Here is a 26172-nt window from a genome sequence, read left to right on the forward strand (position 1 = left end):
TGAAAATCGTTTCTTTTTTATTGCTATGCAAATGAAACTTCCAAAGGAAAAATGATTCTCTCCTCTTCCCGATTCAATTAAGAATCCAGCAGGAAATCTGCCAGAATCACATTGCTGACATCTATCCCGGCATCTGTCAGATAGATCCGGTCACCTTCGCTTGCCATGAAGCCTTCTCCGATATATTTATTCAGGACGCTTCCATATACCTCATAGATATCTTTATTGAATCGTTCCTTGAAGTCCTCCCGGCTCACGCCACAGGTCATCCGCAGACCAAGGAACATGAATTCCTCCATCCGTGCATCTATGTAGATATTCGTCACATTCTCACGCAATGTCCGCGTCGTATCGTTATACAGAAGCTCCATATTATCTGCCTCTACAAACTTGTCAGACAGGTTTTCCATCAGCTCAATATATTTGAAGATATCACGCATGTTGTTGAACCGTTTCCCCTGGAAATACGAGGATGCGCCAATACCAAAGCCGATATACTCGCCGCCCGTCCAGTAAACCATGTTATGCTTGCACTCATATCCCGGCTTTGCATAATTGGAAAATTCGTAACGGTCATAACCGTGTGCCGCCAGAAGCTGTTTCGTAATCTCATACATCCGGCGATCCACCATCTCCGGTGGCAGTTCACTTAAGATCTGCGGATCTTTTGCAAACGGCGTACCCTCCTCGATACTCAAGGAATATGCAGATATATGCTCTGGTCCAAACTCAATTACACGGGACAACGTATCGACATAGGTATGAATCGTCTGCCCCGGAAGCCCGGACATAATATCAATGTTAATATTCTGGAATCCCGCGCGTCTCGCTGCATTGTAGCTTGCCACAAACTGGTCAAAATTATGAATTCTTCCCAGTTTCTTTAACATATCATCATCGCAAGACTGTAACCCGATGCTGATCCGGTTAATACCTGCCGCCTTATAGCCATTTAACTTCTGATGGCGCAACGTCCCCGGGTTCGCCTCGATCGTCACCTCAGCATTCTTCTCCACATGGAAATACCGGCGGATAAATGCCATGATATTTGTGATCAGGGATTCATCTAACAGGGATGGTGTTCCACCCCCGATAAAGATACTGCGCACCCCGTAGTCTGCAACGATTGGCGCATACATCTTGATCTCCTGACACAGGCAATCAACATAGCGAAGCATCGTTCCATAGCTTTCCCCATCAAACGACAGGAAATCACAGTATTTGCATTTTACGACGCAAAACGGTATATGAACATATAAGCTCACATATTTTTTCATTCGTTTTTCCTACTCCTCATCTAACTTCAGTACACTCATAAACGCCTTCTGTGGAATCTCTACGTTTCCGACCTGACGCATACGCTTCTTTCCTTCCTTCTGCTTCTCCAAGAGCTTTCTCTTACGCGAAATATCTCCACCGTAGCATTTTGCAAGCACATCTTTACGCATCGCCTTGACCGTCTCTCTGGCAATAACCTTGGAACCGATGGCTGCCTGAATTGGAATCTCGAAGAGCTGTCTTGGAATCTCCTCTTTTAACTTCTCACACATCTTTCTGCCACGCTCATAAGCAGTATCCTTGTGCAGGATAAAGGAAAGTGCATCGACTTCTTCTTTATTGATCAGGATATCCAGCTTGACAAGATCGGAACGGACATAGCCCTTCATCTCATAGTCAAATGATGCATATCCGCGCGATCTGGACTTTAACGCATCAAAGAAATCGTAGATGATCTCATTCAGTGGCAGATCGTATTTTAAGAGCGCACGTGTCGTCTCCATATATTCCATGCTCTTGTAGACACCACGGCGTTCCTGACAAAGCTGCATGATCGCACCGACATATTCTGTTGTCACCATGATCTCCGCACTGACAAATGGCTCCTCCATATATTCGATCGTCGAAGGGTCCGGCAGGTTTGATGGATTCGTCAGCTCCATTACCTCACCGTCTGTCTTATGCACACGGTAGATAACGCCCGGTGCTGTTGTCACCAGATCCAGATTGTATTCGCGCTCTAAACGCTCCTGAATGATCTCCAAATGAAGCAAACCAAGGAATCCACAACGGAAACCAAAGCCGAGTGCAATGGAAGTCTCCGGCTCATAGCTTAACGATGCATCGTTTAACTGCAACTTCTCCAAAGCATCTCTCAAATCCGGATATTTCGCACCATCCGCCGGATACAATCCACAGTAAACCATCGGATTTACTTTCTTATAACCTGGCAACGCCTCTGCACATGGGTTGTCCGCATCCGTGACGGTATCACCAACCGTCGTATCCTTTACATTCTTCAGACTGGCAGTAATGTATCCAACCATACCGGCTGAAAGTTCATCGCATGGGATAAACTGTCCAGCTCCGAAAATTCCGACCTGTACAACCTCTGCCTCTGCTTCGGTTGCCATCATACGGATATTCGTTCCTTTTTTCACTGTACCGTCAAACACACGGCAGAAAATGATAACGCCCTTATAGGCATCATATAAGCTGTCAAAAATCAGTGCCTTGAGTGGTGCATCTGCATCGCCCTGTGGTGCTGGTATCTTTGTCACGATCTGTTCCAATACTTCCTCAATATTCGTACCATTTTTTGCGGAGATCCGAGGAGCATCGTGTGCCTCGATTCCGATCACATCCTCAATCTCCGCTACAACACGATCCGGATCTGCGGATGGCAGGTCAATTTTATTGATGACCGGCATGATCTCCAGATTATGATCTACTGCCAGATAACAGTTTGCCAGTGTCTGTGCTTCAATTCCCTGCGCCGCATCGACGATCAGGATTGCACCCTCACAGGCTGCCAGACTCCGGGATACCTCATAGTTAAAATCCACATGTCCCGGCGTGTCGATCAGATTGAAGATATATTCCTCTCCATCCTCTGCCTTGTAGACAATACGCACAGCCTGTGCCTTGATCGTAATGCCTCGCTCCCGCTCAAGATCCATATTGTCTAACACCTGATTCTGCATCTCACGGCTTGTGAGTAGTCCGGTCTTCTCAATGATCCGGTCCGCCAATGTTGATTTGCCATGATCGATATGTGCAATGATACAGAAATTTCGTATTTTACTTTTATCCAAATGTGCCATATACTTTTACAACCTCATAATTTCCGATTTCCTGTCACCACAAAACGCATGATGACCCGCGTATATCAGTACGCTCTTAGTTGTCAAAAGTATACCACACTTTCCTACTCTTGTGCAATCAGCACTTTATAGAGAATTGCGCCAAGTGGCACCATTGCGTTTTTCGCCTCAGCAACCGTATTGGTCTGTGCCCCAACTTCAATCAGGGATGAACGCGGCATTTTATTTAAGTTAAAACAGTACCCCCGCACATAGATGCGACGCATCAGATCCCCATACAATTCTTTTCCTGCCAGATGCATCTGCAGACTGAATGCCAGATTCTCCTGCCGGTATGGATTGTACAGATAATCAATCTCCCCATTCTCATTTGTCCGGCTCATGCCATTTAAAAACATGATCTGCGCAGTCGGCACACCATCGATGTCCCGTACAAGCCGCACATCCTCCCGGACGCCATCCCGATGAATATCCAATACCACCTCAATCGACGGATACTGCTGCAGGATCGCATCTATACCATCACTTGCATAATCATACGCCAGGCTTCGATCCTCTACTCCATCCACCACATCATAGACAGTACGGTCATGATAAACCGGAATGCCATAATCCTCCTCCAGAATGCGTGTAAGCTCATCCCCCAGTCCGATCACAGTATCCTCGATCACACCCGGACGGCTGTCCGCAAACGTTTCACTGCCATGTGTATGATAAATCAGGACTTTATACTCCCCCGAAGCGGGATCAATATGCAGATCTTTTGATAACAGCGTATCCGCAGCCAGCTCCTCCGCGGTAACATTCGTAGAACTATCGATTGTATAACAGTTTCCGACCAGGAAATCATAATTATTTAACTGTTCCATCGAATATGTAATACCCGCTGGGATGGAAAGCGGTTGCACCATAGTTTCTGCAGTCTCCGCATCTCCATCGGAAGCGACTGTCACCGCTTCGGTCGTCGTTTCCGTTTCTTCGCTTCCGGTCTCACACGAAAAAGCCGTCTCGGTATCCATGCCGGTCGAAACGGCGACCTTATCCCACCGGTTTCCGGTCGTATCCACCTCCGAATCCGCAAGCACCGGAACAAACAGATTCCGAAGCTTCGAACCGGTCGTATCCACATGCAGGACAGGCGCCACAGTCTCTTGGAAGAACGCCTGTGCCTGACCGGATAGCATTGTAACATCCAGCCGTACCAGTACACCCAGACATAATGCACATACCAGACACGTCAATATAATTTTCACCCAATTTCTCTCCATACCTTAAATATATGCAGAGCCACCGGTATTATGTTAGAAAACGGTTGATTGCCTCTGAGATTGTAAAGCTGACACGACCGATCAGCTCATCAATATTTTTCGGTGTTACAAACATGGAGGATACCGTCGGCGTCTGGATAAATTCAACAATTTCTTTCTCATATTGCCGAAGGACCGATACCGGTAATTTTTCCAACAGTCCCTCCATCGCATGACTGATCATTGCTGGCATTGAAATCACAGTCGGTACACCAACCGCAATCACGGGAACCCCCAGCGTCTCTTCATTCAATGATAATCTGCGGTTTCCAACACCAGCCCCCGGTGTAATTCCAGTATCGCACACCTGTATTGTCGTATTTAACCGTTCCGCCTCTCTCGCTGCAAGTGCATCGATACAAATCACAACATCAGGATTGATCTCCCTGCACAGGGATTGTATGATCGTACTCGTCTCAATTCCAGTCTGCGCCATAACACCAGGGCAGAGTGCAGAGATTTCCATAGAATGTTTCACAACACCTTCCCGAAGTAGATGTCTTGTGATATAGAGATGATCGACAACACTTGGTCCAAGTGCATCCGGCGTGATATTTCGGTTTCCAAGACCAATCACCAGAATATGGTCTGCCCCATGAAGCAATTCTTTTAAGACATCGTGCAGCGCCAGTACAAATGGCATATGGATATTCTCATCCTCCGAACAAAGCTTTGAACTCTCCAAAGTTATATAATTTCCGATCGGTTTTCCGAGGATCTCTGCCCCTGTCTGATCGAGCACACGGATGTGTGTCTTGGTCAGTCCGTATTCAGAATCCTCATAGGTTTCCACCCGGACACCAGCAATATCATTTTTCTCGGAGATATCTTCCTTTAACTCCAAGGCAAGGTCGGTTCGTACATAATTTTCAAGCATAAAAAATACTACTCCTTTTTCGGAGTAGTATTTCCTGTTTTTCTAATTTTATGTAATTACTGTGGCACTGCACCACCGACATACGCCGGCTGACTGGATGCACTCGGTGCACCAGTTCCTTTCGCTCTCAATACGATCTGGATTGCCTCTAAACGCTTTGCATGTCCGGTTGTACCTGCCGGATCGCCATTTTTCGCCCAGCCCATCCAGCCGTATGTCTGGCAATGTACCCGGTAATATACATCATATTTCTCTGCCAGTGCTCCGGTCAACTTAATCTGGATTGCCTCCAGACGCTTTGCCTGTCCAATCGAGCCTGCCTGCGCGCCATTCTGACGCCAGCCCTGCCAGCCATAGGTCTGTCCATGCACACGATATACGACATTTCCAGACGTCTCTGTCAAGTTCGTGATAGAAATTGATTCCAAACGTTTTGCATGTCCGGTTGTACCGCCTGTCGTACCATCAAAAACGGTACCGGTCCAGCCGTATGTCTGTACATGTGTGTTATATCCAATCAACGGAGACACATACACCTTTGAAGTGTTGCCCGGTGCCATGCCGCCTTTTTCAACAAGCTTAATCTGGATCGAATATAAGCGGAATCCGGCGAACCTGCAGTCTGTCCGTTCTTCGCCCAGTCTAACCAGCCATAGGTCTGGCACTGCACACGGTAATAGACATCGTATTGCTCTGCCAGCTGTCCCGTCAACCGAATCCGAATTGCCTCTAATCGCTTTGCAAGCCCTGTCAGACCTGCAATATCGCCATCCATCGTCCAGTCCATCCATCCGAATGACTGGCAATGTACCTGATACTCAACGCTTCCCTCGATGCCGGTATTGTTCCGAATCTTGATTGCCTCAAGCCGTTTTGCCTGTCCAACCGTACCACTGATACCACCATCATACGTTTCCTCTTTTTCCCAGCCATATGTCTGAATATGTGTTGCATAGACGATTTTTGCATCCGCTGGAGCAGTCTCCCCGGTTGGTACCGGAATGTTGATCTTCGAAGAAAAACTTCCATCTGTCGAATAATAGAAGTTCATATCAACGCGGCCTTCAATGCCTGGAACCATTCCGGAGTTTGTATACTGCCAGTATGAATATGCACCTGTATAAGTCGCAGTTGATTTATACTGTGCCAGCCAGATTGGATATCTGCTGGCGATCGTAGATGCATTCATATCGTTGGTAAGCATTGACTTGTTTGCATACACCATTGGTGTATAGCCTCTTGTTGCCACGTAGCTGCAGAATGCCAGACAGACATTCGTCGCCTGTTCCCTTGTCAGGTTCGCCGTTCTCAGTCTGCCTCCGGTCGGAGAATCACTGGCATACTCAAAGTCCATCGCAATCGGAAGATCGATTGAGATGCCATATGTATGAAGATAGTTGATCGTATACTGTGCTTCCTCTGCGGCTTCCTTCTCTGTGATTGCCTGCGAGAAGAAATAAACTCCTATCTTGATGCCTGCCGCCTTCGCACCTTTCAGGTTCTCCAGTGCACGGGAATCATGGTATAAGGTTCCTGCTGAACCCCAGCCTCGTCCGCCGACCTTGATAAATGCAAAATCAATCCCGGAGGCTTTAACTGCATTCCAGTCAATCTGTTTGTTCCAGGTAGATACATCAATACCATTATAAATATGACAGTTTTTAAACTGCTTTGCATGTGTATAGCCTTCTCCATATGCTTCCGATGTAATCGAAAATGCCATCGTGAAGAACAAAATACACGTCAGTATCCATGCCGTTACTTTGTTGAATTTCTTACGTAACTTCATAAAAGCACAACTCCTTTATCATTTTTTTGCTTTCATTTATCAAAAATACAACCTTATTTTAGCACATCCGCACCGGGTTGTCTACCGCAAGCGCAATCGCCTGTACGCACTGCTCCATCGTCTTCCCATCACATGGAATCGTGAGCTGCGCATATTTCTCATAATATGGTTTGCGCTCCTCGTACAAATCTGCTAATGTCTTTCCAGGCTTCATTGCGATACCACGCGTCGAGATATTATTCACGCGACGGATAATCTCCTCACAGCTTACATCGAGATACACGATCAGTCCCTGTTCGCCTAAATGCTTCATCGCTTCTTCCGAGAAAATCGCACTGCCGCCAGTCGCAATCACGGATGCTTCCGTGTTGATCTCCCGGAGCACCTGATTCTCAATCGCAAGAAATGCATCGATACCCTTCTCGTTGATAATATCGACCAATGTCTTTTTTTCTTGTCGCTGGATCAGCAGATCACCGTCGATAAACTGATAATTGATTGCCTTTGCGAGCAATACGCCGATCGTGCTTTTTCCACTTCCCGGCATACCGATCAATACTATATTTTTCTTCATCTGTTTTTCCTTTCCTACATCTGATGCCTTACAACCCGATACTCATCGCCGTTCTTATAATACGGACAACTATAATGGCTGTCCCCGTACAACCGGGCGATCTCATCCTCGTCCATACTCACGTCACAGACGTATTCCTCATATTCCTCATCATAGATCAGATACGCACATGTATCGCAGCTTGTCTGTATCTCTGTTTTTTTCTTTTTCTCCATTATTCAAGCACCACCTGTTCGTCTGTAATCCGGCAGATCTCTTCCCAGCTGTCCTTTGCCACATCATCATAAACCGCAACCGTCACAAATCCGGCTTTCTTCGCTGTATACATCGCACGTAAGCTGTCTTCAAAAATCACACATTCCACTGGAGTAATCCGCATATTCGCACAGGCAAGCTCATATACGGCCGATGATTCCTTGCTCGCCCCCGCCATCGTACAGCTGACGATCGTATCAACATCCGCCATAAGCCCGGTCCGTTCTAGTACCATCTCACTTAAATGAATCTCGTTTGCCGTTGCAACCGCCACCTTATAGCCATCCCGTTTCATCCACTTTACAAGCTCGCGGGCATATGGCTTCAGCGGAATCGTATTCCGGTATTCCTCGATCACCATATTCTGGAAATCATTGAAGATCTCCTCCGAAGTCTTCGGGATGTCAAACTGTTCTTTGATGAAGTTCGCCGCCTGAATGAGTGTCATCGTCGCCACCTGATGGTGAAACTCCATGTCCGGATGGATGCCGTACCTGCCGATATATTCCACATCCAGTGTCCGCCACATCGGCATACTGTCAATCAGTGTTCCATCCATATCGAAAAGCACGCCCTTTTTACCCTGTAAGAGTGGCATCAGTTTCTGATATAATGCATCAAACGTTTCTGTCTTTGCAAGCATATCCTTCACCTGAGCCGTAAGCTTCTTCGTGGCTGTCTCAATTTCGTCCTGCGCAAAGATCGCAGATACCACCGCGACACCTGCCACATCGCAACCAACTAACTGATTGATATTCTCCGCACTGACACCCCCGATTGCCACAACCGGAATCTGCACAGCATGGCAAATCTCCCGCAGCGTCTTCAGAGGGAGTGCTGTTACATCCTGCTTGGTCGTCGTCACAAAGGCAGATCCGGAACCAAGGTAATCAGCACCCTGTTTTTCCGCAAGCAGAGCTTCCTCTACATTGTGGGCGGATACACCGATGATCGCTGCATCCCCAAGGATAGCACGCGCTTCTTCCACCTGCATGTCGCCCTGTCCTAAGTGTACGCCATCTGCGTGACAGGCTTTTGCCAGTGCCACATTATCGTTGATGATAAGCGGTATGCCATATCTTCCCGTCAGCTTTTTGATTTCCTTTGCCTCTGCAAGAAATGCACCTTCGGAAAGCTCTTTTTCCCGCAGCTGCACGATCGTCGCACCACCCTTAATTGCCGCTTCCACCGCATCTATCAGGGTTGCGTATCGTTTCTTATTTACTGATTTTCTATCTGTTACAGCATAGACCTGTAACTGTTCTTTATTTATCTTCATTTTCTGTTTAATCTCCAGATTTTTACCTGACTTTTCTCTTTTACTCTCACGCCATTTTCCCGTAAAAATCGTTATAAAGATCTGACGTTTTCCTGTATCTGCCATCCATGGTCGATTGGCCCACTCCCTCTGCCGAGATCAAGACCTGACGAAAGTGCGCCACTAAGATAACTTTTGGCATAGCTGATACTCTGCGCAACCGAATATCCTTTTGCCAGTCCACACGCAATCGCAGAGGATAAAGTACATCCGGTACCATGTGTATTCGGATTGTCGATACGGGAACCGTGGAACCAGATCACTTCGGTTCCAACCAATACATCGCTGGCATCCTCAATCGCATGTCCGCCCTTAATCAGCACCTGGGAATGAAATCTGTCATACAGGCATCTTCCCGCCTGTTCCATATCCGTTTTGGACTGAATCGTCATTCCGGTAAGCAGCTCTGCCTCCGGGATATTCGGCGTGATCAGTGTCGCAAGTGGAAGAAGCATCTCTGTCAGACAGGAAATCGCATCTTCCTTTAACAACCGGCTCCCGCTTGTCGCAACCATCACCGGATCCACAACTATATTTTCCGCATGCCAGTCTTCAAGTGCTTCCGCGATTGTATTTATCAAGGCTTTATCGGATACCATGCCAATCTTCACAGCTTTTGGCGGAATATCCAAAAACACTGCGTCAATCTGCTTCCGCAGAAATTCCGGTGTCACATCCATAATACCGGTAACTCCCATCGTGTTTTGTGCAGTTAGAGCTGTAATGGCTGACATACCATAGCAGTCATTCGCGAGCATCGTCTTCAGATCTGCCTGTATGCCCGCACCACCGGAGCTATCCGAACCTGCAATAGAAAGCACCGGAGCAAGGCTTCGATTGGTTAATTTCTTCTCATCCATCTATTTGTTTAACTCCTCAAAAAATAGAGCTGTCAATGACAGCCCTATTATTATACACGATTTATGCGCCTACGACAAATGTAAGTTCTGCCGTTACAGCAACTTTTCCATCTACCTTTGCGACAGCCTTTCCAGAACCGATTGGTCCCTTCTGGTCTGTGATCTCGCATTCCATCTCAATCACATCGCCCGGCGTGATCTGCTTCTTGAATCTCGCATTCTTGATGCCACCGAAAAATGCAGTCTTTCCTTTGTGCTCTTCCTCGGACAAAATTGCAATCGCACCAACCTGTGCGAGCGCCTCGATCACGAGTACGCCCGGCATGACATGCTGTGTTGGAAAATGTCCCAGAAACTGCATCTCATTCACGGATACACATTTCACACCCTTCGCCCATTTGCCAGGTTCAAAATCTGTGATTCGGTCAACTAACTGAAACGGATAACGATGTGGCAAAATCTCCTGTATCTGATTTGAATTTAATTCCATCTTCTTCTCCTTCGTCCTGCAATCTACGCTTCAAACTTCTTCAGCAGAATACTTGCGTTGTGTCCACCAAATCCAAGGGAGTTGGAAAGCGCATACTCTACCTGTACATTTCTTCCTTCATTTGGAACGATATCCAGATCACACTCTTCATCTGGCACCTGATAGTTGATCGTTGCAGGAATAAATCCATCATGCAATGCAAGTGCTGTGATTACAGCTTCTACGGCACCACTACCACCGAGCAGATGTCCGGTCATAGACTTTGTAGAGCTAACCATCAGCTTGTATGCATGCTCACCAAATGTTGTCTTGATCGCCATTGTCTCGCCTGCATCATTTAAGTGTGTGGATGTACCATGTGCGTTGATATAACCAACCTGCTCCGGCTTGATACCGGCATCCTTCACTGCCATTGCCATACAGGCTGCTCCACCTGCTCCATCCGGACATGGGGCTGTGATATGGTATGCATCACAGGTTGCACCGTATCCTACAACCTCGCCGAGGATTTCCGCACCTCGCGCCTTCGCATGCTCATACTCTTCTAATACAAGTGCACCGGCACCTTCACCCATGACGAAACCGGCACGCTCCTTATCAAATGGAATCGAAGCACGATTCTTATCCGTTGTTGTATTCAATGCCTGCATCGCTGTAAATCCACCGATTGCCATATCCGTGATTGCTGCCTCAGAACCACCACAGATCATGACATCTGCATATCCATCACGAATATAATGGAAGCTGTCACCAACTGCATTATTGCCGGATGCACAGGCCGTTACAACGCAGGTACAGATACCTTTAAATCCAAAACGGATTGCGATATTTCCGGCACCCATGTTTGCGATTGTCATCGGAATATAGAATGGGGAGATCTTGTCAAAACCACGTCTCTCGCCAGTCTGATAGTTCTTCTCTGTGACTTCCATGCCGCCGATACCGCTGGAGAAGATGACTCCACAGCGTTCCGCATCTTCCTTCTCCATATCCAGTCCACTCTGCTTAAATGCCTCGTCAGCTGCAACAACTGCATACTGTGCGTAGCGGTCCATACGTCTGGCATCCTTCTTGTCGATTACGGCTGTTACATCCAGATTCTTTACCTCTCCGGCAAGCTTCACTGCATGGTTCGTCGTATCAATTCTTGTAATCTCATCAATTCCGCAGACACCTTTTTTTACATTATCCCATGTTGTCTCTACGTTATTTCCCAAAGGGTTTACAGTTCCTAAACCTGTAATCACAACTCTTCTGCTCATTTTTTCCCTCCTACATTGCCATACCGCCATCTACACAGATGACCTGACCGGTAATATAACTTGCATCATCACTTGCCAGAAAACGGACAAGATTTGCAACATCTTCGACCTTGCCAAGCTTCTTCATCGGAATACTCTTTAAGTTCTCTTCCACAACAGCCTCAGGCAGCTTTGCTGTCATATCTGTCTCAATAAATCCCGGTGCCACCGCATTCACGGTAATGCCACGGGAACCGATTTCCTTCGCAACAGACTTTGTCATACCGATCAAGCCTGCCTTGCTGGATGCATAATTGACCTGTCCGGCATTTCCACGAACACCGACCACGCTGCTGATGTTGATAATGTGTCCACGCTTCTGCTTGAGCATGATCTTTGATACATGCTTGATACACAGAAATGCACCCTTTAAGTTCGTGTCAATGACCTGCTCGAAATCTTCCTCCGTCATCTTCAGCATCAGGTTATCCTTCGTGATACCTGCATTGTTGACAAGAATATCAATGCTTCCGTACTCTTCCTTTACCTTTGTCACGAGTGCCTGTACATCTTCATTTTTTGCAACATCTGCCCGAATGGCGGATGCCTTCACACCATATGCCTCACACAGCTTTACTGTCTCTTCGGCACCAGCTGCGCCATGTGCATAACAGGTTACGACATTGGCACCTGCCTCTGCAAGCGCAACACAGATTGCACGACCGATTCCACGGCTTCCGCCTGTGACAATGGCTGTTTTATTCTCTAATGTCATAGATTCCCTCCAAATTTACTTTCCAAGTGCTTCTAATAATATATTTAATGAATCGATATCTTCTACTGAATAAGTAGCAAAGCTGCGGTCGATCTTCTTTACGAATCCGGAAAGTGTCTTACCCGGACCAACCTCGATAAAGGTATCAACGCCCTGCTCGATCATGTACTTGATAGAATCTTCAAAATATACGCTGCTCTGTACCTGTGTCTCAAGCATCTGAGGAATTGTCTTATCTGCTGCAAGCTCCTTACCGGTTGCATTGAACAGAACAGGGAACTTCATCTCACCGAAATGCTCGGTCTTGAAACGCTCTGCAAGCTTGTCACCAGCCGGCTTCATCAGAGATGTATGGAATGGTCCGCTGACTGCAACAGGCACGATTCTTCTTGCGCCCTTCTCCATCATCAGCTCTCCGGCTCTTGTGATAACCGGTGTATCACCAGATACAGTCACCTGAACTGGTGTATTATAATTTGCAACCTCTGCGATATGGAACTCGCTGTCTGCAAATTCTTCCTCTGCCTGCTTACAGCATGCCTTGATCGTCTCACGGTCAAGATTCATAACTGCGATCATACCAGTGTCTCTGCCTGTCACTGCCTCTTCCATGGATTTACCACGGTATGCAACAAGGTCGATGACCTGCTGCTCCTCGAATACACCTGCCGCATAGAGTGCGGAATACTCACCGAGCGAAAGTCCGGCTGCGATCTCCGGTACGATGCCCTTTGCTGCAAGAATCTTTGTCACACCAACCGCAAAGGCAACCATACATGGCTGTGTGTATCTTGTCTGTCCAAGCTTCTCGATTGGACCATCGAAACAACATTCCTTCACGTCAAAATCAAGCTTTACATTGTCAAATACCTCGCGGAACTCTGGATATGCCTCATAGAGATCTTTTCCCATTCCGACATGCTGTGCACCCTGTCCAGCGTATAAAAAACCGATCTTCATAATTTCCTCCTGCTTATCTATGATTATTCTATCAATTTATGCCGTCACGCATTCGCGTGCCTTATCTTATCTAAATGCCCTCACTGTTCAGCTTTGCAAGCTCTGCAAGGGAATCCTCATACAAGCCCTTCAAGATCTCTGCCACCGGCTTGATCTCCTTTACAAGACCACAGACCTGACCAGCCATCAGAGAACCGTTCTTTGTATCGCCATCTAAGACAGCCTTGCGGAGAGAACCAAGTGTAAGCTGCTCTAACTCTTCTCTTGGAACACCCTTGCCTTCCATCTTCAGATACTCACGTGCCATCTGGTTTTTGATTACCCGCACCGGAGCACCACTGGATCTGCCAGTCACTGCTGTACCGTTATCCTTCGCCTTGATGACTGCTTCTTTATAATTGATATGGATCGGACATTCTTCACTGGCAAGTAATACCGTTCCGATCTGTACGCCGATTGCGCCAAGTGCAAATGCTGCAACCATCCCTCTGCCGTCTGCGATACCACCGGCTGCGATAACCGGGATATTAACTGCATCGACAACCATCGGTACAAGTGTCATCGTTGTCATCTCACCGACATGTCCGCCACTCTCGCCGCCTTCTGCGATCAGGGCATCCACACCCATACGCTCCATACGCTTTGCGAGAGCAACACCACTGACAACCGGGATAACCTTTGTGCCAACTGCCTTCCAGTCAGCCACATATTTCTCCGGGCTTCCGGCTCCGGTTGTGATTACATCAACCCTCTCTTCCACCAACATCTTTGCGATATTGTCGACATCCGGATTCATCAGCATCAGGTTTACACCAAATGGCTTATCGGTCAAAGCACGGCACTTCTTGATCTCCTCACGGATACGCTCTGCGTCAAATCCGCCGGATGCGATCAGTCCCAGTCCACCGGCATTGCTGACAGCGGCTGCAAACTCGCCAAGTGCGATATTCGCCATTCCACCCTGAATAATCGGATACTTGATTCCAAGGAATTCATTTAATCTCATCTTTATCCTCCTCACACTATGCCCAAATTTCTATTTCATAATTATGCTACTCATAAACACAGTAGCTTCAATAATTGATCTGATACAAATTTATCAGAATTCCAGATATGCGCCGCCCCATGTCAGACCGCCGCCGAATCCTACACAAATAAGCTTCATGCCCGGTTTGATCATGCCCTTCTGGTTCATCTCAGAAAGTGCGATTGGAATACTTGCAGAACTTGTATTTCCATACTCATCCAGATTGATATAGAACTTGTCCATGCTCTGTTTACATTTCTTTGCCACGGACTCAATGATACGCTTATTTGCCTGATGGCAGACATACAGATCAATATCATCGGCTGTCACACCAGCCTTCTCCAGAAGCTGCATAACTGTCTTCGGAACAGTACTTACCGCAAACTTGAACACTTCACTGCCAAGCATGCTGACGTGACGTGGCTGCAGATCTTCGTTGCTACATTCCAGTACAACATCATCGCCCTTTGCACCAAGGATGCTGAAATAGCGGTGTGTATCAGAAAGCTCTACGACTGCGGCACCTGCACCATCACCAAACAGGATACAGGTACTTCTGTCATTCATATCCAGAATCTTGGACAATGTCTCACTACCGATAACCACGCCATATTTCTTGTCGCTCTGTAACAGCATGCCTCTTGCGATCTGTACACCATACATGAATCCGGAGCAGGCTGCATTGATATCGAAACAAGGAATATCCTGTGGAAGCTCCAATTCTTTCTGAACCATACATGCGACCGATGGTGTCATATGATCCGGGCGGATCGTTGCTACGATCACAACGCCGATCTCAGTTTTGTCGATGCCTGCATCCTCGATTGCCATCTTCGCTGCGGCAATCGCCATATCCTGATTCTTCTCTTCTGTAATAAAATGTCTTCTGCGAATACCGGTACGGCTGGAGATCCACTCGTCATTTGTGTCTACAATCTTGCTTAAATCATCATTTGTCACTACGTGTTCCGGAGCATAATGCCCCATACCTACAATATGTAAGCCCTCTTTCATCTTATCTTTCCTCTTACTCTCTGTCACTCTCTTCCTGCACAGCCATCTTAGATCACATGCAGGTATTTATTATCGATCGTTCTGAATTTCTTATAACGATGCTTTGCAACTTCATCCGGGTTCATCTTGATGTATTTGTCAAGCTCCTTCTTGATCGCGCGGTCAGTTGCCTTAAATACAACCTTATGATTCAGATGTGCACCGCCGATTGGCTCAGGAATGATATCATCGATCACACCGAACTCCTTCAGATCCTGTGCAGTCAGTTTCATCATCTCCGCTGCTTCCTCGCTCCGCGAAGAATCCTTCCACAGAATGGACGCATAGCCCTCTGGTGAAAGGATGGAATACACGGCATTCTCAAGCATCAGCACACTGTTTGCCACGCCGATGGCAAGTGCACCGCCGGAGCTTCCCTCTCCAGTTACAACGGCGATTACAGGCACCTTCAAAGCACTCATCTTCGCAAGGTTTACCGCGATGGCACTACCCTGTCCGTTGTTCTCTGCTTCCAATCCCGGATATGCACCCGGTGTATCAATAAATGTAATGATCGGTCTGCCGAACTTCTCTGCCTGCTTCATCAGACGCAGTGCTTTCCGGTAACCCTCCGGTCCCGGCATACCGAAATTACATTTCAGATTCTCTGCCAGATCGTTTCCCTTACGGTGTCCGATCACCGTCACAGGGATTCCATGATAGGTTGCAATACCTCCATAGATACTTGCATCCTCCTTACCAAGCGCGTCCCCTTTTTGCTCAAAGAAATCGTCAAAGATCGCATCGACATACTCTGTGATCTTCGGACGCTTCTTGTGACGAGCCAGATATACCTTATCATGGCTGTTCAGATTCTTACACATATGTATCAGGTCATGACGTTCCCGCTTCAGGACATATACCTTTGCCTCATCTACCAGATCACTCGCCATGATCTCTTCAATCTCTTTATCGATTTCCGCAATTCTCTCATCTATCTCTTTAATCATGATTATCTTCCTTTCTTCGCATGTAAACGTAAAATATGGGAGATGACTTCCCGCATCTTATCTCTCGGCACAATCTGATCGACAAAGCCATGTGCCATCTGGAACTCCGAACGCTGGAATCCATCTGGAAGCTTCTGTCCGATTGTCTGCTCGATTACACGCGGTCCTGCAAATCCGATCAAAGCATCCGGCTCTGCCAGTGTAATATCGCCTAATGTTGCGAAGCTGGCGGTAACACCACCGGTTGTCGGATGTGTCAAGTAGGAAATGTACAATCCACCATGCTCACTGAACTTCTCAATCGCTGCACTTGTCTTCGCCATCTGCATCAGAGATAAAATACCCTCCTGCATACGCGCACCGCCACTTGCGGTAAATATAATAAGTGGAAGATGTTTCTTGTCTGCATATTCCACTGCATTTGTAACCTTCTCACCAACAGCCATACCCATACTTCCCATCAGGAACTTGCTGCTCATGACTGCAATGACTGCCTCGTTTCCGTCGATCTTGCCAACGCCGGTATAGACAGCCTCTTCGAGCCCTGTTTTTTCCTGCAGGCGTTCGATCTTCTCCTCGTACTCCGGCATATCCAATGGATTGGAGAATGCAACCTTACAGCGAAGTGGCTTGAATGTACCCGGATCTACCAACAGGCGTACCCGCTTCTCTGCAGAAACCACATAATGGTATCCGCATGCAATACATACATTGTAGTTGTCCTTGATTGCAGACTTCTTGAATTCCTGCTTACATTTTGGACAAACTGTCACTTCTTCCTCTGCGGCAGCTGCCGTCTGCTCTGTGGCTGGTTCTGCCTTTGGTGCTTCCCCTGCCACCTGTGCTTCTGCTGTCTCTACCGCATTATTTTCCACTGGTTCTTCTTTCTTCCGAAATAAATTACTCACCTGAAATTTCATCTTTCATCTCCACTTTTCTTTATCTTAAATTTAATTTCTCGCGTACGCTATCCGGTGATGCCGACTGCCTCTTTCGCAAGGCGGTCTGCCTCCTCGTTGCCTTCCACACCGGAATGCCCTTTTACCTTTATAAATGTGACACGGAGCTTGTCCCGCACCTGCTGCATATAGTCATAATATGCAATCGTTCCAGTCTTGTTCCGCTTCCAACCTCCGGTTGCCCACATCTCGATTCCAAGATAATCATAATAAATCGCCAATTCTGGTAATCCTTTTTCCACTGCAAGCTTCACTGCCGCCATCGCGCCCAGTATCTCACCTGCTACGTTGCGCATGGATGCCATCTCCGGATCATCGCCATGTCCCTGCAGAACATACCTCTCGCCATGATCCATCAAAAATCCACCATACCCATACACCTGTGTGGCACTGTTGTAAGAACCATCCACAAACGCATATACGATATTCTCATCGGTATGCTTTGATTCTTCCGTCACACATTCTCCGCCTACAAATGCCTCCGCCTCCTGTCTCGTCGGAAAGCTCTTGTATATCGCTCCCGGAAACCCTTTCACAAGCGGTTCGCAGGCAGACCATGTTTCATATACTCCCGGTCGAACACCTCTTTTCACAGCATAAAATTTCTTTGCCATTTCATTGCCTTTCTGACCTATAGTTATTCACAGTCTTTTATATTATAGTACATTTTCATAACAAATGCACTTCTTTTTTACTTTGCACGAAAAAAAGTGCACAAATCCGATCTTTTCATTGAATCTCACTTATTCATATGTTAGCATATATATTTGTATATTAAAATGATTACAAACAATAAGGAGAACGATTATGCAACAGAATACAACTGAAATTTTCAGGGATGCTCCGGTTCCAAAAGCCGTGTTAAGCAATGTCATCCCTTCGATCATCAGCATGATTATGGTTCTGATCTATAATCTCGCTGATACATTTTTTATTGGACAGACAAAAAATGCACTGATGGTTGCTGCTGTGTCGGTCGCAACCCCAGCTTTCCTGTTATTTATGGCCGTCGGTATGTTATTCGGTATCGGCGGAACGTCCTTTATCTCCCGTATGCTTGGGGAAGGTCAGGAAGAACGCGCAAAGCATGCCTCCGCGTTCTGCTTCTGGACCGGGCTGGCTGTAGGAATTATATCCATGATCTTAACTGTAATTTTTGCAGAACCTGTCTGCAAAGCAATCGGTGCAAGTCAGGATACAATAGACTATGCAACGCAGTATCTCCGGATCGTCGCCATCGGAATTCCATTTCTGATATTAAGCAATGCATTCAGTAACATCATCCGTTCCGAGGGGCGCGCAAAAACCGCAATGTCCGGTATGATCATCGGAAATATGGCAAACGTAATCTTAGATCCGGTCATGATCTTGCTTCTCGGCTGGAATGTTGCCGGTGCCGCGATTGCAACCGTCATCGGAAATATTTTATCCGCGGTCTTTTATGTATCGCATCTTCTGTCAAAAAAATCACAGTTATCGATTCGATTACAGGATTACAAAGCCGGAGACAAAATTGCGGGTTCCGTATTTGCCATTGGTATCCCGGCATCACTGAACAGCGTGCTTATGAGTGTCAGCAATATCTTCATCAATAATCTGATGGCTCACTATGGAGACATGGCAGTTGCCGGACTCGGTGTCGCCATGAAGGTTAACATGATCGTTGTCATGCTGTTGATCGGACTTGGAACCGGAATCCAGCCGTTGCTTGGCTACTGCTTCGGTGCCGGAAACCGGAAACGGTATTTTGCTGTATTGAAATTTTCCATTTTACTTGCATTCGTGTTAAGTGCAATCATGACCTGTGTCTGTTACTTTGGTGCAGACGGATTGGTCAGTGCTTTTCTGGAGGATGCCGATGCTTACGATTTTGGATTTCAGTTTTCCCGTATTTACATTTTATCCGGTCCGATCCTTGGACAGTTATTTGTATTTATCAACGCAATCCAGTCCACAGGTGCCGCACTTCCTTCCCTGATTTTGTCGATCAGCCGGCAGGGACTTTTATACTTACCAATCTTGTTTATCATCAACGCAACAACGGATTCCGCCAGACTGCTTGCATTGGCACAACCGGTCACGGATTACCTTGCAACCGCACTTGCAATCATCCTGTTCGTGATAACCTGCAAAAAATATTTTCCGAAGAAATCATCAATAGAATAAAGAAAAAAGATGCTGCAATTTCTTGCAGCATCTTTTTTCTTATGCAACACCCGGAAACTCCGTCTTCATATCTTTATTCACTTCATCAATATGTAATCCAAGATAACTGTCCGGAACTACCTCATATGCCTTCCGCATATCGTCGATACAAGCCATCATCGAAAGCGGAACTCCGATGTACATATCGTCTACGGAAATTGCCACATCACCGGTATTCAGAGAGATATTGTTACGGTCTTCCTTATACGGTGGTGCTGTCAGAAGCTTCGTTACCGCCTCACTGAAGAACGGCATGATCGCCGGAAGGGAAATATACTTATGATTCGTGATATTTACCTTAAATCCAGGCTTTAAGATACACAGCTTCTTCTTCGCTGTCTTCTCACTGGCACCTTCGACAAATGCCTTTGCAGCCCGATCCATGATCTCTGCACGCGTCTCATTTGTCGGAGACACAAACATCATGTTAAGCTCTGCCAATGTCGGACGCTTATCTGCAAATGCAACGGAGATCATCTTCTCTGGTGCATACATACCGACACCGATCAGAATGTTCTTATATACCCGCTCCATCTCCTGTTTTACAGGTACGATACGTCCATTATCAATGTTTGATTCATTGTCCGCGAGCAGCTTTACGATACCCTTGTACAACTCATCGACACGATCCTGTGTGATGTAATCAGACGGCAGGTACTCCTGCTGCTTTGCATCCTTTAACAGGAATCCGGTAATCCGCTTTCCATTTGCTGCGAGATCCTCCACCGCATTCTTCAGATCCTCGTTAAACTGTGCATACAGCTCTTCGAGTCGCTCTGCCTTCGCCCGCAGGAACCGGGTAATATCTCCAAACATATCCTGATCACTCATACCTTCGATCAGCATATTCCGCTGCAGAGTCAGACATTCTTTGACACATGCATCATAATATCCGTTCTCTGTCTCACGCTTCGCCGATGGGAATGTGAAGAATCGTTTCGCTACAATGTCCTTGATCGACTCAATAATACGACTGTATTCACCGGTTGGCTGGTACTGTTTCATGAGTCCGGAAAGCCGTTCGATATCTGCAATCATGCCACGGTCTTTCTCGCTACTTCCGATACCACCGCAGCCAATAATATCCATCACCGCATACGGGCCTTTCTTCTGCATAAACCACTCGAGTTCCGCATTTAACGTATCAAGTACGTGATTCTTCAAAGACTTGATCATAATCGGAATGCGGTCTTTCATGGAAGCAAGCTGGCGTCCCATATTCTCGCGCAGGCCATCCTGATTTTTCTTGATCATTTTATAAACCGGTTTCTCGAACTGCCTGATTGGGATGATTCCATTTACTGAAAGCTTGATCTCATCCCCCGGTTGTCCGGTCAGAAAAGCATCAAGTTCACCAAACACCTTCTGTCTTGACTCCTTCGCCTGCGGATCATCCTCTGCAAGCTCATGCAGCTTTTTATACGCCTCTACAAAAATCTCATACTCACAGATATTCTCAATCTGTTTGATTGGGATCTTATAATCGGATTCGTTGATAATCTTATAATAGCCGCGGTCTTCTCCGTCAAAGAATACATCACGCAGCAATTTTCCCTTCTCGCCATCGCCACCCTGTCCGACATGCTTGACAGAAGCGAGCTTCGTCAGGAAATATGCCACATCACTATATATTACGCCATCTGGAATATAGCCCTGCTCGTCCTTCTTGCCGGATATCAGCAGACAGGCATCAAATATATTCTCACGGATTGTAAGCTTGTGTGTCGTGCTCTCAAATATATAGCGTTCATCCTTGTCCTTACTTGTAAGCCGCATATAATAATCGACTTCCTTCAAGGTTGCATAGCCATTTGCATTTAAGTTTGCAAGCAGATCCGGATTGGATACGATCTCACGCTTGCTGTAAAGCACATCTGGCATCAGCAGGCAGGCACCCACACGCACATCATTCCACTTCTTAGAACGGATGTAGGCTCGGATATTATAGGTAAGATCTGTCAGGATACCACCACTTGTACCGCCAGCGACGCCCGACACGATAATGATATCGAGCTTGCCTGACTTCGAACGGGTATGTGCCTCCTCAAGCTTATCAAACAGCAAAACACGCATATCCTCGTATGCATTTGAAAACATCAATCGTCCAATCTGACGGTTGCCCTTGGCTCCATCCGTATCAATGTTGATCTGTGGGAAGTCCTCACGCATCCAATTCGCAAGATTCGGATGCACCGGATTCTCCTTGATGCCTCTTACCAGAAGATTTTCCAGATTCGGGCGATAGATACTGATAATCTCCGTTGCATTCAGACCGATACCATCCCGGCTTGCCTCAATCATATTCTCCATGGCCGGGATATCGGAATCCACCATCAGATATTGGATGTTATCGTCCGGTGTAATCTCTCCCATCAGCATCCCCTTCATATCGCAGACAACCTGACTACCCATGCCGCCAAGTCCGATGACAAGCAGATCACCATTATAGCGCTGCTCATTATCCAGCTTCTCGAAGATACGAATGTCTTTTAACTTTGTAAATTCCTCTTTTTGTGTGTCAATTAAAATCATGTTACCTTCTCCTTTTATATCAACGCTTCTCCCAATATTGATACAACTTTAAACCCCGGATTCACAATTCATTGATTCTCTAGTTCTTGCGGAATTCTTCTAATTCCAGTCCCTCGTTATGCTCCAGCATCAGGCGGATAGACCATTCATTTGCAAACAGCAAAAGCGGATTGTCCTTCATATCCTTCACCTTCTTGCAGTCGCTGATTCTCGACAGCTTATTCAGATCTGTGGAAGGATCCTTTACCCATCGGATATAATTATATGGAAGCGGCTCTAAGCGGATGTCACATCCATATTCATTTTCCAGTCTGTATTTTAATACGTCAAACTGCAGCACACCAACCACACCGACAATAATCTCGGACATTCCAAGTGTATAATCCTGGAACATCTGGATCGCACCTTCCTGTGCAATCTGTGTAACACCCTTGATAAACTGCTTACGTTTCATCGAATCCAAGTGAACCAGTCTGCAGAAATGTTCCGGTGCAAAGGTCGGGATTCCCTCGTACTGGAATTTCTTTCCCGGCGTACATAACGTATCTCCGATAGAGAAAATACCCGGATCGAATACACCGATGACATCACCGGCATACGCCTCATCAATAACCTTACGATCCTGTGCCATGATCTGCTGTGGCTGGGATAAGCGAAGCTTTCTGCCACTCTGCACATGATAGACTTCCTTGGTCGCATCGAACTTACCGGAGCTGATCCGCATAAACGCGATACGATCGTGATGTGCCTTGTTCATGTTCGCCTGAATCTTGAACACAAAACCGGAGAATGGTTCTGTGATTGGGTCAATCAGACCTGCATCCGACATACGTGGAAGTGGACTCTGTGTCATCTTCAGGAAATGCTCCAGAAATGTCTGCACACCGAATGTCGTCAGTGCGGAACCGAAGAACACCGGAGATAACTCACCCTTGTCCACCAGCTCCTGATCAAACTCATCGCTCGCACCATCCAGAAGCTCGATCTCGTCCATCAGCTGTGCATAAAGTTCATCGCCGACAGCATCTTTTAGCGCCGGATCTGTCACATCGTAATCTGTCTCTGCCGCCGACTTCGCACCGCCAACAGACACTGCCTGAAACATCGATACTTTCTTTGTATCCCGGTCATAAACACCCTTGAAACGCTTTCCTGCACCGATTGGCCAGTTGATCGGACATGTCCGGATTCCAAGGACATTCTCGATCTCATCCAAAAGCTCAAACGAATCTCTTGCTTCAAGATCCATCTTGTTGATAAATGTAAAAATCGGAATATGGCGCATCACACAAACCTTAAACAGCTTGATTGTCTGCGCCTCTACACCCTTTGATGCGTCGATTACCATGACCGCGGAATCTGCCGCCATCAAAGTACGATAGGTATCCTCCGAGAAATCCTGATGTCCCGGTGTATCCAGAATATTGATACAATATCCGTCATAATTAAACTGCAACACGGATGAGGTAACGGAAATACCTCTCTCCTTCTCAATCTCCATCCAATCGGAAACTGCGTATTTGGAATTTGCTTTTCCCTTTACCGAACCGGCTGTATTGATCGCACCTCCATAGAGCAGAAACTTCTCTGTCAAAGTCGTCTTACCGGCATCCGGGTGGGATATGATCGCAAATGTTCTTCTCTTCTTAATCTCTTCTTCTAATGATGCTCCCATCTGTTCCTCCACCTTTAAACTCACTTCATGTTATTATAGCATTTTAGAGATGGCTTTCAAAGTCTATTCTGAAAGATTTTTCAACTTATTTTGCTTTTTTGCATAAAAATACAGCTCCTGATTGTACGAATTGCACACACCGAACTCCATACATGGACAATATACCGTCTCACAGGCATCGATCAATGCCTTTGCCTGCGCAAGCATCGTATCCTCCGGCATTGTAAAGGCCGGGATTTCCAGTACCTTCTCACAGAGCGCCTTCGCAACCGGATACTCCCGGTCATGCACAGGTAAAATCCCCGCTGCACATGGGATACCCTGCCGCTGCAGTTTCCGGTATAGCGGGATTCCGTATCCACCTCCACCGATCACAAAGGTATGGACATCCCCGGTTGGCTTCGGAAATTCCACACTACCATACGCCGCATCATAGACGCCATCCTGCATCGCATAGAGTTCCTGTATATATTCGGTCGTCATCACCTCTTCCGGCGTGCCGACCCGATCGACACGATGTTCCTTCACACAGACAACCTGATCTGAGATCTTCTGTGCCAGATCAATCTCGTGCAGGGACATCACAACTGCCATCTGCCGTTTTCTTGCAAGCGACCGCAACAGCCACAGGAAATCCGTCTTATAGCGGATATCCAGATACGAGGTTGGTTCATCTAGCACTAAAATCTCCGGCTCCTGGCAGATTGCTCTCGCCAGCATCACACGCTGGCGCTGTCCATCGCTGATCCTCTCAAAATCCTGATCCCGAAGCGCTTCCACCTGCACCTGCCGCATCGCTTCTTCGATTTTTTCTTCATCTTCTTTTTGCAGCATCCCCATCTTCCCGGTATACGGATACCGACCGGTCGCCACGACATCATAACAGGTATATCGTTCCGGATGAATCCGCTCTGTCATCACGATTGCCATCTTCTTCGCCAGCTCCTTCGGTGCATAAGAAGACAACTCTTTCCCATCAATGCTGACTGTTCCTGCAATCAGGGATAACTGCCGGATGATACTTTTCAGAATCGTCGATTTGCCCACGCCGTTTGGTCCGATCAGGGTAAGAATCTCTCCTTTTTTCACATGAAGATTCACATGGTCTATGAGCGTCCGCTTCTGATAGCCTACACTCGCCTCTTCCGTAACCATATAATCATCATCACTGTGCATAGCCATGTCTGCGCCCCCTCTCCTTCACCATCATGTAAATTACAACCGGTGCTAAAAATACCGCTGTCACAGAGCTGATGGAAAGCTCGACCGGAGCAAAGATTGTCCGTGCCAGCAAATCACAGAGCACGCAGAACACACCACCGCCAAGAAAGCTGACCGGTATCATCACGATTGGCTTTGTCGTTTTTACCATACTCTTTACAAGATGCGGCACCGCGATTCCGACAAATGAGATTGGTCCCGCAAATGCCGTCACACAGGCGGATAATAAACTGGATAATAAAATCAGCATCACACGAAGCGGGCGGATCGATACACCGACATTTTGCGCATAGCTTTCTCCCATCTGATATGCCCCGATCGGCTTAGATAGCAGAAAAGAACCAGCCACCGCCACTACAACAACAATTGTCATGATCTTTACATGCGCCATGGATATTCCGGCGAAGCTTCCAAGCGACCAGTTATGCAGATTCACGATATTCGAATCATCTGCAAAGGTCACAGCAATATCCGTGATTGCCGAACAGATATAACCGATCATCACGCCACATACAACCAGCATAGACATTTCCTGCACCTTCTTTGATACCGCCAATACGAAAAGCATCGAAAGGAGCGATCCGATCAATGCCATCGCGATCATAAACCACGAACTCATTGTAATACCATGTGAGACACCTACGATCATCGCAAGTGCAACAACCAGCTTCGCCCCGGAAGAGATTCCGAGCACAAACGGACCTGCAATCGGATTTCTAAAAAATGTCTGCAGCAAAAATCCCGATACCGCAAGTGCACCTCCTAAGATTGCTGCCGCAAGCACACGCGGCAGACGGATGGAAAGAATAATCTGCATCGCTTTCGCATCGGTTCCGTGTCCGGTTAATACGGAGAATACCTGCCGCGGGGCGATCGATACACTGCCGATATAAAGTGATAGCAGAATTGCACCAAGCAGCAGCGTAAATAATACGATATATGTAATTATGATTCGCGTCTTTTTTGTCTTCATCTTTATTCCATTTCACAATTCATATAGTAC

Annotated in this window: 24 protein-coding genes; 1 reads left to right on the plus strand and 23 read right to left on the minus strand. The window is 46.8% G+C overall.

Annotation, left to right across the window (positions count from 1 at the left end):
- Positions 1-77 precede the first annotated feature (77 nt).
- The 19 genes from hemW to AAAT93_RS03125 all read right to left on the minus strand — a co-directional run bounded on the left by hemW (position 78) and on the right by AAAT93_RS03125 (position 18150).
- On the minus strand, positions 78-1277 hold the full coding sequence (gene hemW / locus AAAT93_RS03035) for a radical SAM family heme chaperone HemW (protein ID WP_227572731.1): 1200 nt from the start codon (positions 1275-1277) through the stop codon (positions 78-80).
- A gap of 9 nt (positions 1278-1286) precedes the next feature.
- Complete coding sequence (gene lepA / locus AAAT93_RS03040) at positions 1287-3101, minus strand: translation elongation factor 4 (RefSeq protein ID WP_118544928.1); 1815 nt, start codon at positions 3099-3101, stop codon at positions 1287-1289.
- A gap of 104 nt (positions 3102-3205) precedes the next feature.
- On the minus strand, positions 3206-4354 hold the full coding sequence (locus AAAT93_RS03045) for a stage II sporulation protein P (protein ID WP_021984451.1): 1149 nt from the start codon (positions 4352-4354) through the stop codon (positions 3206-3208).
- Positions 4355-4397: 43 nt separating this feature from the next.
- Positions 4398-5285, minus strand: a complete 888-nt coding sequence (gene gpr, locus AAAT93_RS03050) for a GPR endopeptidase (RefSeq protein ID WP_021984450.1) — start codon at positions 5283-5285, stop codon at positions 4398-4400.
- A 56-nt stretch (positions 5286-5341) separates the two neighbouring features.
- Entirely contained in the window at positions 5342-5845 is a 504-nt protein-coding gene (locus AAAT93_RS03055) for a hypothetical protein (RefSeq protein ID WP_227572729.1), read from the minus strand.
- The gene (locus tag AAAT93_RS03060) at positions 5803-7074 is read right to left on the minus strand and encodes a GH25 family lysozyme (RefSeq protein WP_227572728.1); all 1272 of its coding nucleotides are present in this window, start codon (positions 7072-7074) and stop codon (positions 5803-5805) included. Before AAAT93_RS03060 ends, AAAT93_RS03055 begins: the two co-directional genes overlap by 43 nt.
- Positions 7075-7132: 58 nt before the next feature.
- Positions 7133-7648, minus strand: a complete 516-nt coding sequence (locus AAAT93_RS03065; protein WP_021984448.1) for a shikimate kinase — start codon at positions 7646-7648, stop codon at positions 7133-7135.
- A 14-nt stretch (positions 7649-7662) separates the two neighbouring features.
- Positions 7663-7863, minus strand: a complete 201-nt coding sequence (locus tag AAAT93_RS03070) for a DUF6472 family protein (RefSeq protein WP_021984447.1) — start codon at positions 7861-7863, stop codon at positions 7663-7665.
- Positions 7863-9287, minus strand: coding sequence for a thiamine phosphate synthase (gene thiE, locus AAAT93_RS03075; protein ID WP_331682209.1), 1425 nt, complete (start codon positions 9285-9287; stop codon positions 7863-7865). Before thiE ends, AAAT93_RS03070 begins: the two co-directional genes overlap by 1 nt.
- The gene (gene thiD / locus AAAT93_RS03080; RefSeq protein ID WP_021984445.1) at positions 9254-10081 is read right to left on the minus strand and encodes a bifunctional hydroxymethylpyrimidine kinase/phosphomethylpyrimidine kinase; all 828 of its coding nucleotides are present in this window, start codon (positions 10079-10081) and stop codon (positions 9254-9256) included. Before thiD ends, thiE begins: the two co-directional genes overlap by 34 nt.
- A 61-nt stretch (positions 10082-10142) precedes the next feature.
- On the minus strand, positions 10143-10571 hold the full coding sequence (gene fabZ / locus AAAT93_RS03085; protein ID WP_021984444.1) for a 3-hydroxyacyl-ACP dehydratase FabZ: 429 nt from the start codon (positions 10569-10571) through the stop codon (positions 10143-10145).
- A gap of 23 nt (positions 10572-10594) precedes the next feature.
- Positions 10595-11833, minus strand: coding sequence for a beta-ketoacyl-ACP synthase II (gene fabF / locus AAAT93_RS03090; protein ID WP_021984443.1), 1239 nt, complete (start codon positions 11831-11833; stop codon positions 10595-10597).
- A gap of 10 nt (positions 11834-11843) precedes the next feature.
- Entirely contained in the window at positions 11844-12587 is a 744-nt protein-coding gene (fabG, locus tag AAAT93_RS03095) for a 3-oxoacyl-[acyl-carrier-protein] reductase (RefSeq protein ID WP_118544925.1), read from the minus strand.
- 15 nt (positions 12588-12602) lie between these two features.
- Positions 12603-13547, minus strand: a complete 945-nt coding sequence (gene fabD, locus AAAT93_RS03100) for an ACP S-malonyltransferase (RefSeq protein WP_118544924.1) — start codon at positions 13545-13547, stop codon at positions 12603-12605.
- A gap of 70 nt (positions 13548-13617) precedes the next feature.
- On the minus strand, positions 13618-14553 hold the full coding sequence (locus AAAT93_RS03105; RefSeq protein WP_227572725.1) for a DUF561 domain-containing protein: 936 nt from the start codon (positions 14551-14553) through the stop codon (positions 13618-13620).
- Positions 14554-14646: 93 nt separating this feature from the next.
- Positions 14647-15588, minus strand: a complete 942-nt coding sequence (locus AAAT93_RS03110; protein ID WP_118373358.1) for a beta-ketoacyl-ACP synthase III — start codon at positions 15586-15588, stop codon at positions 14647-14649.
- A gap of 47 nt (positions 15589-15635) precedes the next feature.
- Positions 15636-16577, minus strand: coding sequence for an acetyl-CoA carboxylase carboxyltransferase subunit alpha (locus AAAT93_RS03115; protein ID WP_021984438.1), 942 nt, complete (start codon positions 16575-16577; stop codon positions 15636-15638).
- A gap of 2 nt (positions 16578-16579) precedes the next feature.
- Entirely contained in the window at positions 16580-17497 is a 918-nt protein-coding gene (gene accD / locus AAAT93_RS03120) for an acetyl-CoA carboxylase, carboxyltransferase subunit beta (protein WP_021984437.1), read from the minus strand.
- A 47-nt stretch (positions 17498-17544) separates the two neighbouring features.
- On the minus strand, positions 17545-18150 hold the full coding sequence (locus tag AAAT93_RS03125; protein ID WP_227572724.1) for a viroplasmin family protein: 606 nt from the start codon (positions 18148-18150) through the stop codon (positions 17545-17547).
- A gap of 193 nt (positions 18151-18343) precedes the next feature.
- Between AAAT93_RS03125 and AAAT93_RS03130 the strand changes: the two genes are divergently transcribed.
- Entirely contained in the window at positions 18344-19702 is a 1359-nt protein-coding gene (locus AAAT93_RS03130) for an MATE family efflux transporter (protein WP_227572723.1), read from the plus strand.
- A 39-nt stretch (positions 19703-19741) separates the two neighbouring features.
- Here AAAT93_RS03130 and AAAT93_RS03135 read toward each other — a convergent pair whose 3' ends face one another.
- The 4 genes from AAAT93_RS03135 to AAAT93_RS03150 form a co-directional block, all read right to left on the minus strand.
- On the minus strand, positions 19742-22273 hold the full coding sequence (locus AAAT93_RS03135) for a tubulin-like doman-containing protein (RefSeq protein ID WP_227572722.1): 2532 nt from the start codon (positions 22271-22273) through the stop codon (positions 19742-19744).
- Positions 22274-22352: 79 nt separating this feature from the next.
- Positions 22353-23948 (minus strand): peptide chain release factor 3, encoded by a 1596-nt coding sequence (locus tag AAAT93_RS03140; protein WP_021984433.1) that lies wholly within the window; start codon positions 23946-23948, stop codon positions 22353-22355.
- Positions 23949-24011: 63 nt separating this feature from the next.
- Positions 24012-25130: an ABC transporter ATP-binding protein gene (locus tag AAAT93_RS03145; protein WP_227572721.1), complete on the minus strand. Its 1119-nt coding sequence runs from the start codon at positions 25128-25130 to the stop codon at positions 24012-24014.
- The gene (locus AAAT93_RS03150) at positions 25114-26142 is read right to left on the minus strand and encodes a FecCD family ABC transporter permease (RefSeq protein ID WP_227572719.1); all 1029 of its coding nucleotides are present in this window, start codon (positions 26140-26142) and stop codon (positions 25114-25116) included. Before AAAT93_RS03150 ends, AAAT93_RS03145 begins: the two co-directional genes overlap by 17 nt.
- Positions 26143-26172 lie beyond the last annotated feature (30 nt).

This window comes from Coprococcus hominis (ex Arizal et al. 2022), from assembly GCF_040094675.1.
Taxonomy (GTDB): Bacteria; Bacillota; Clostridia; order Lachnospirales; family Lachnospiraceae; genus Coprococcus_C; species Coprococcus_C hominis.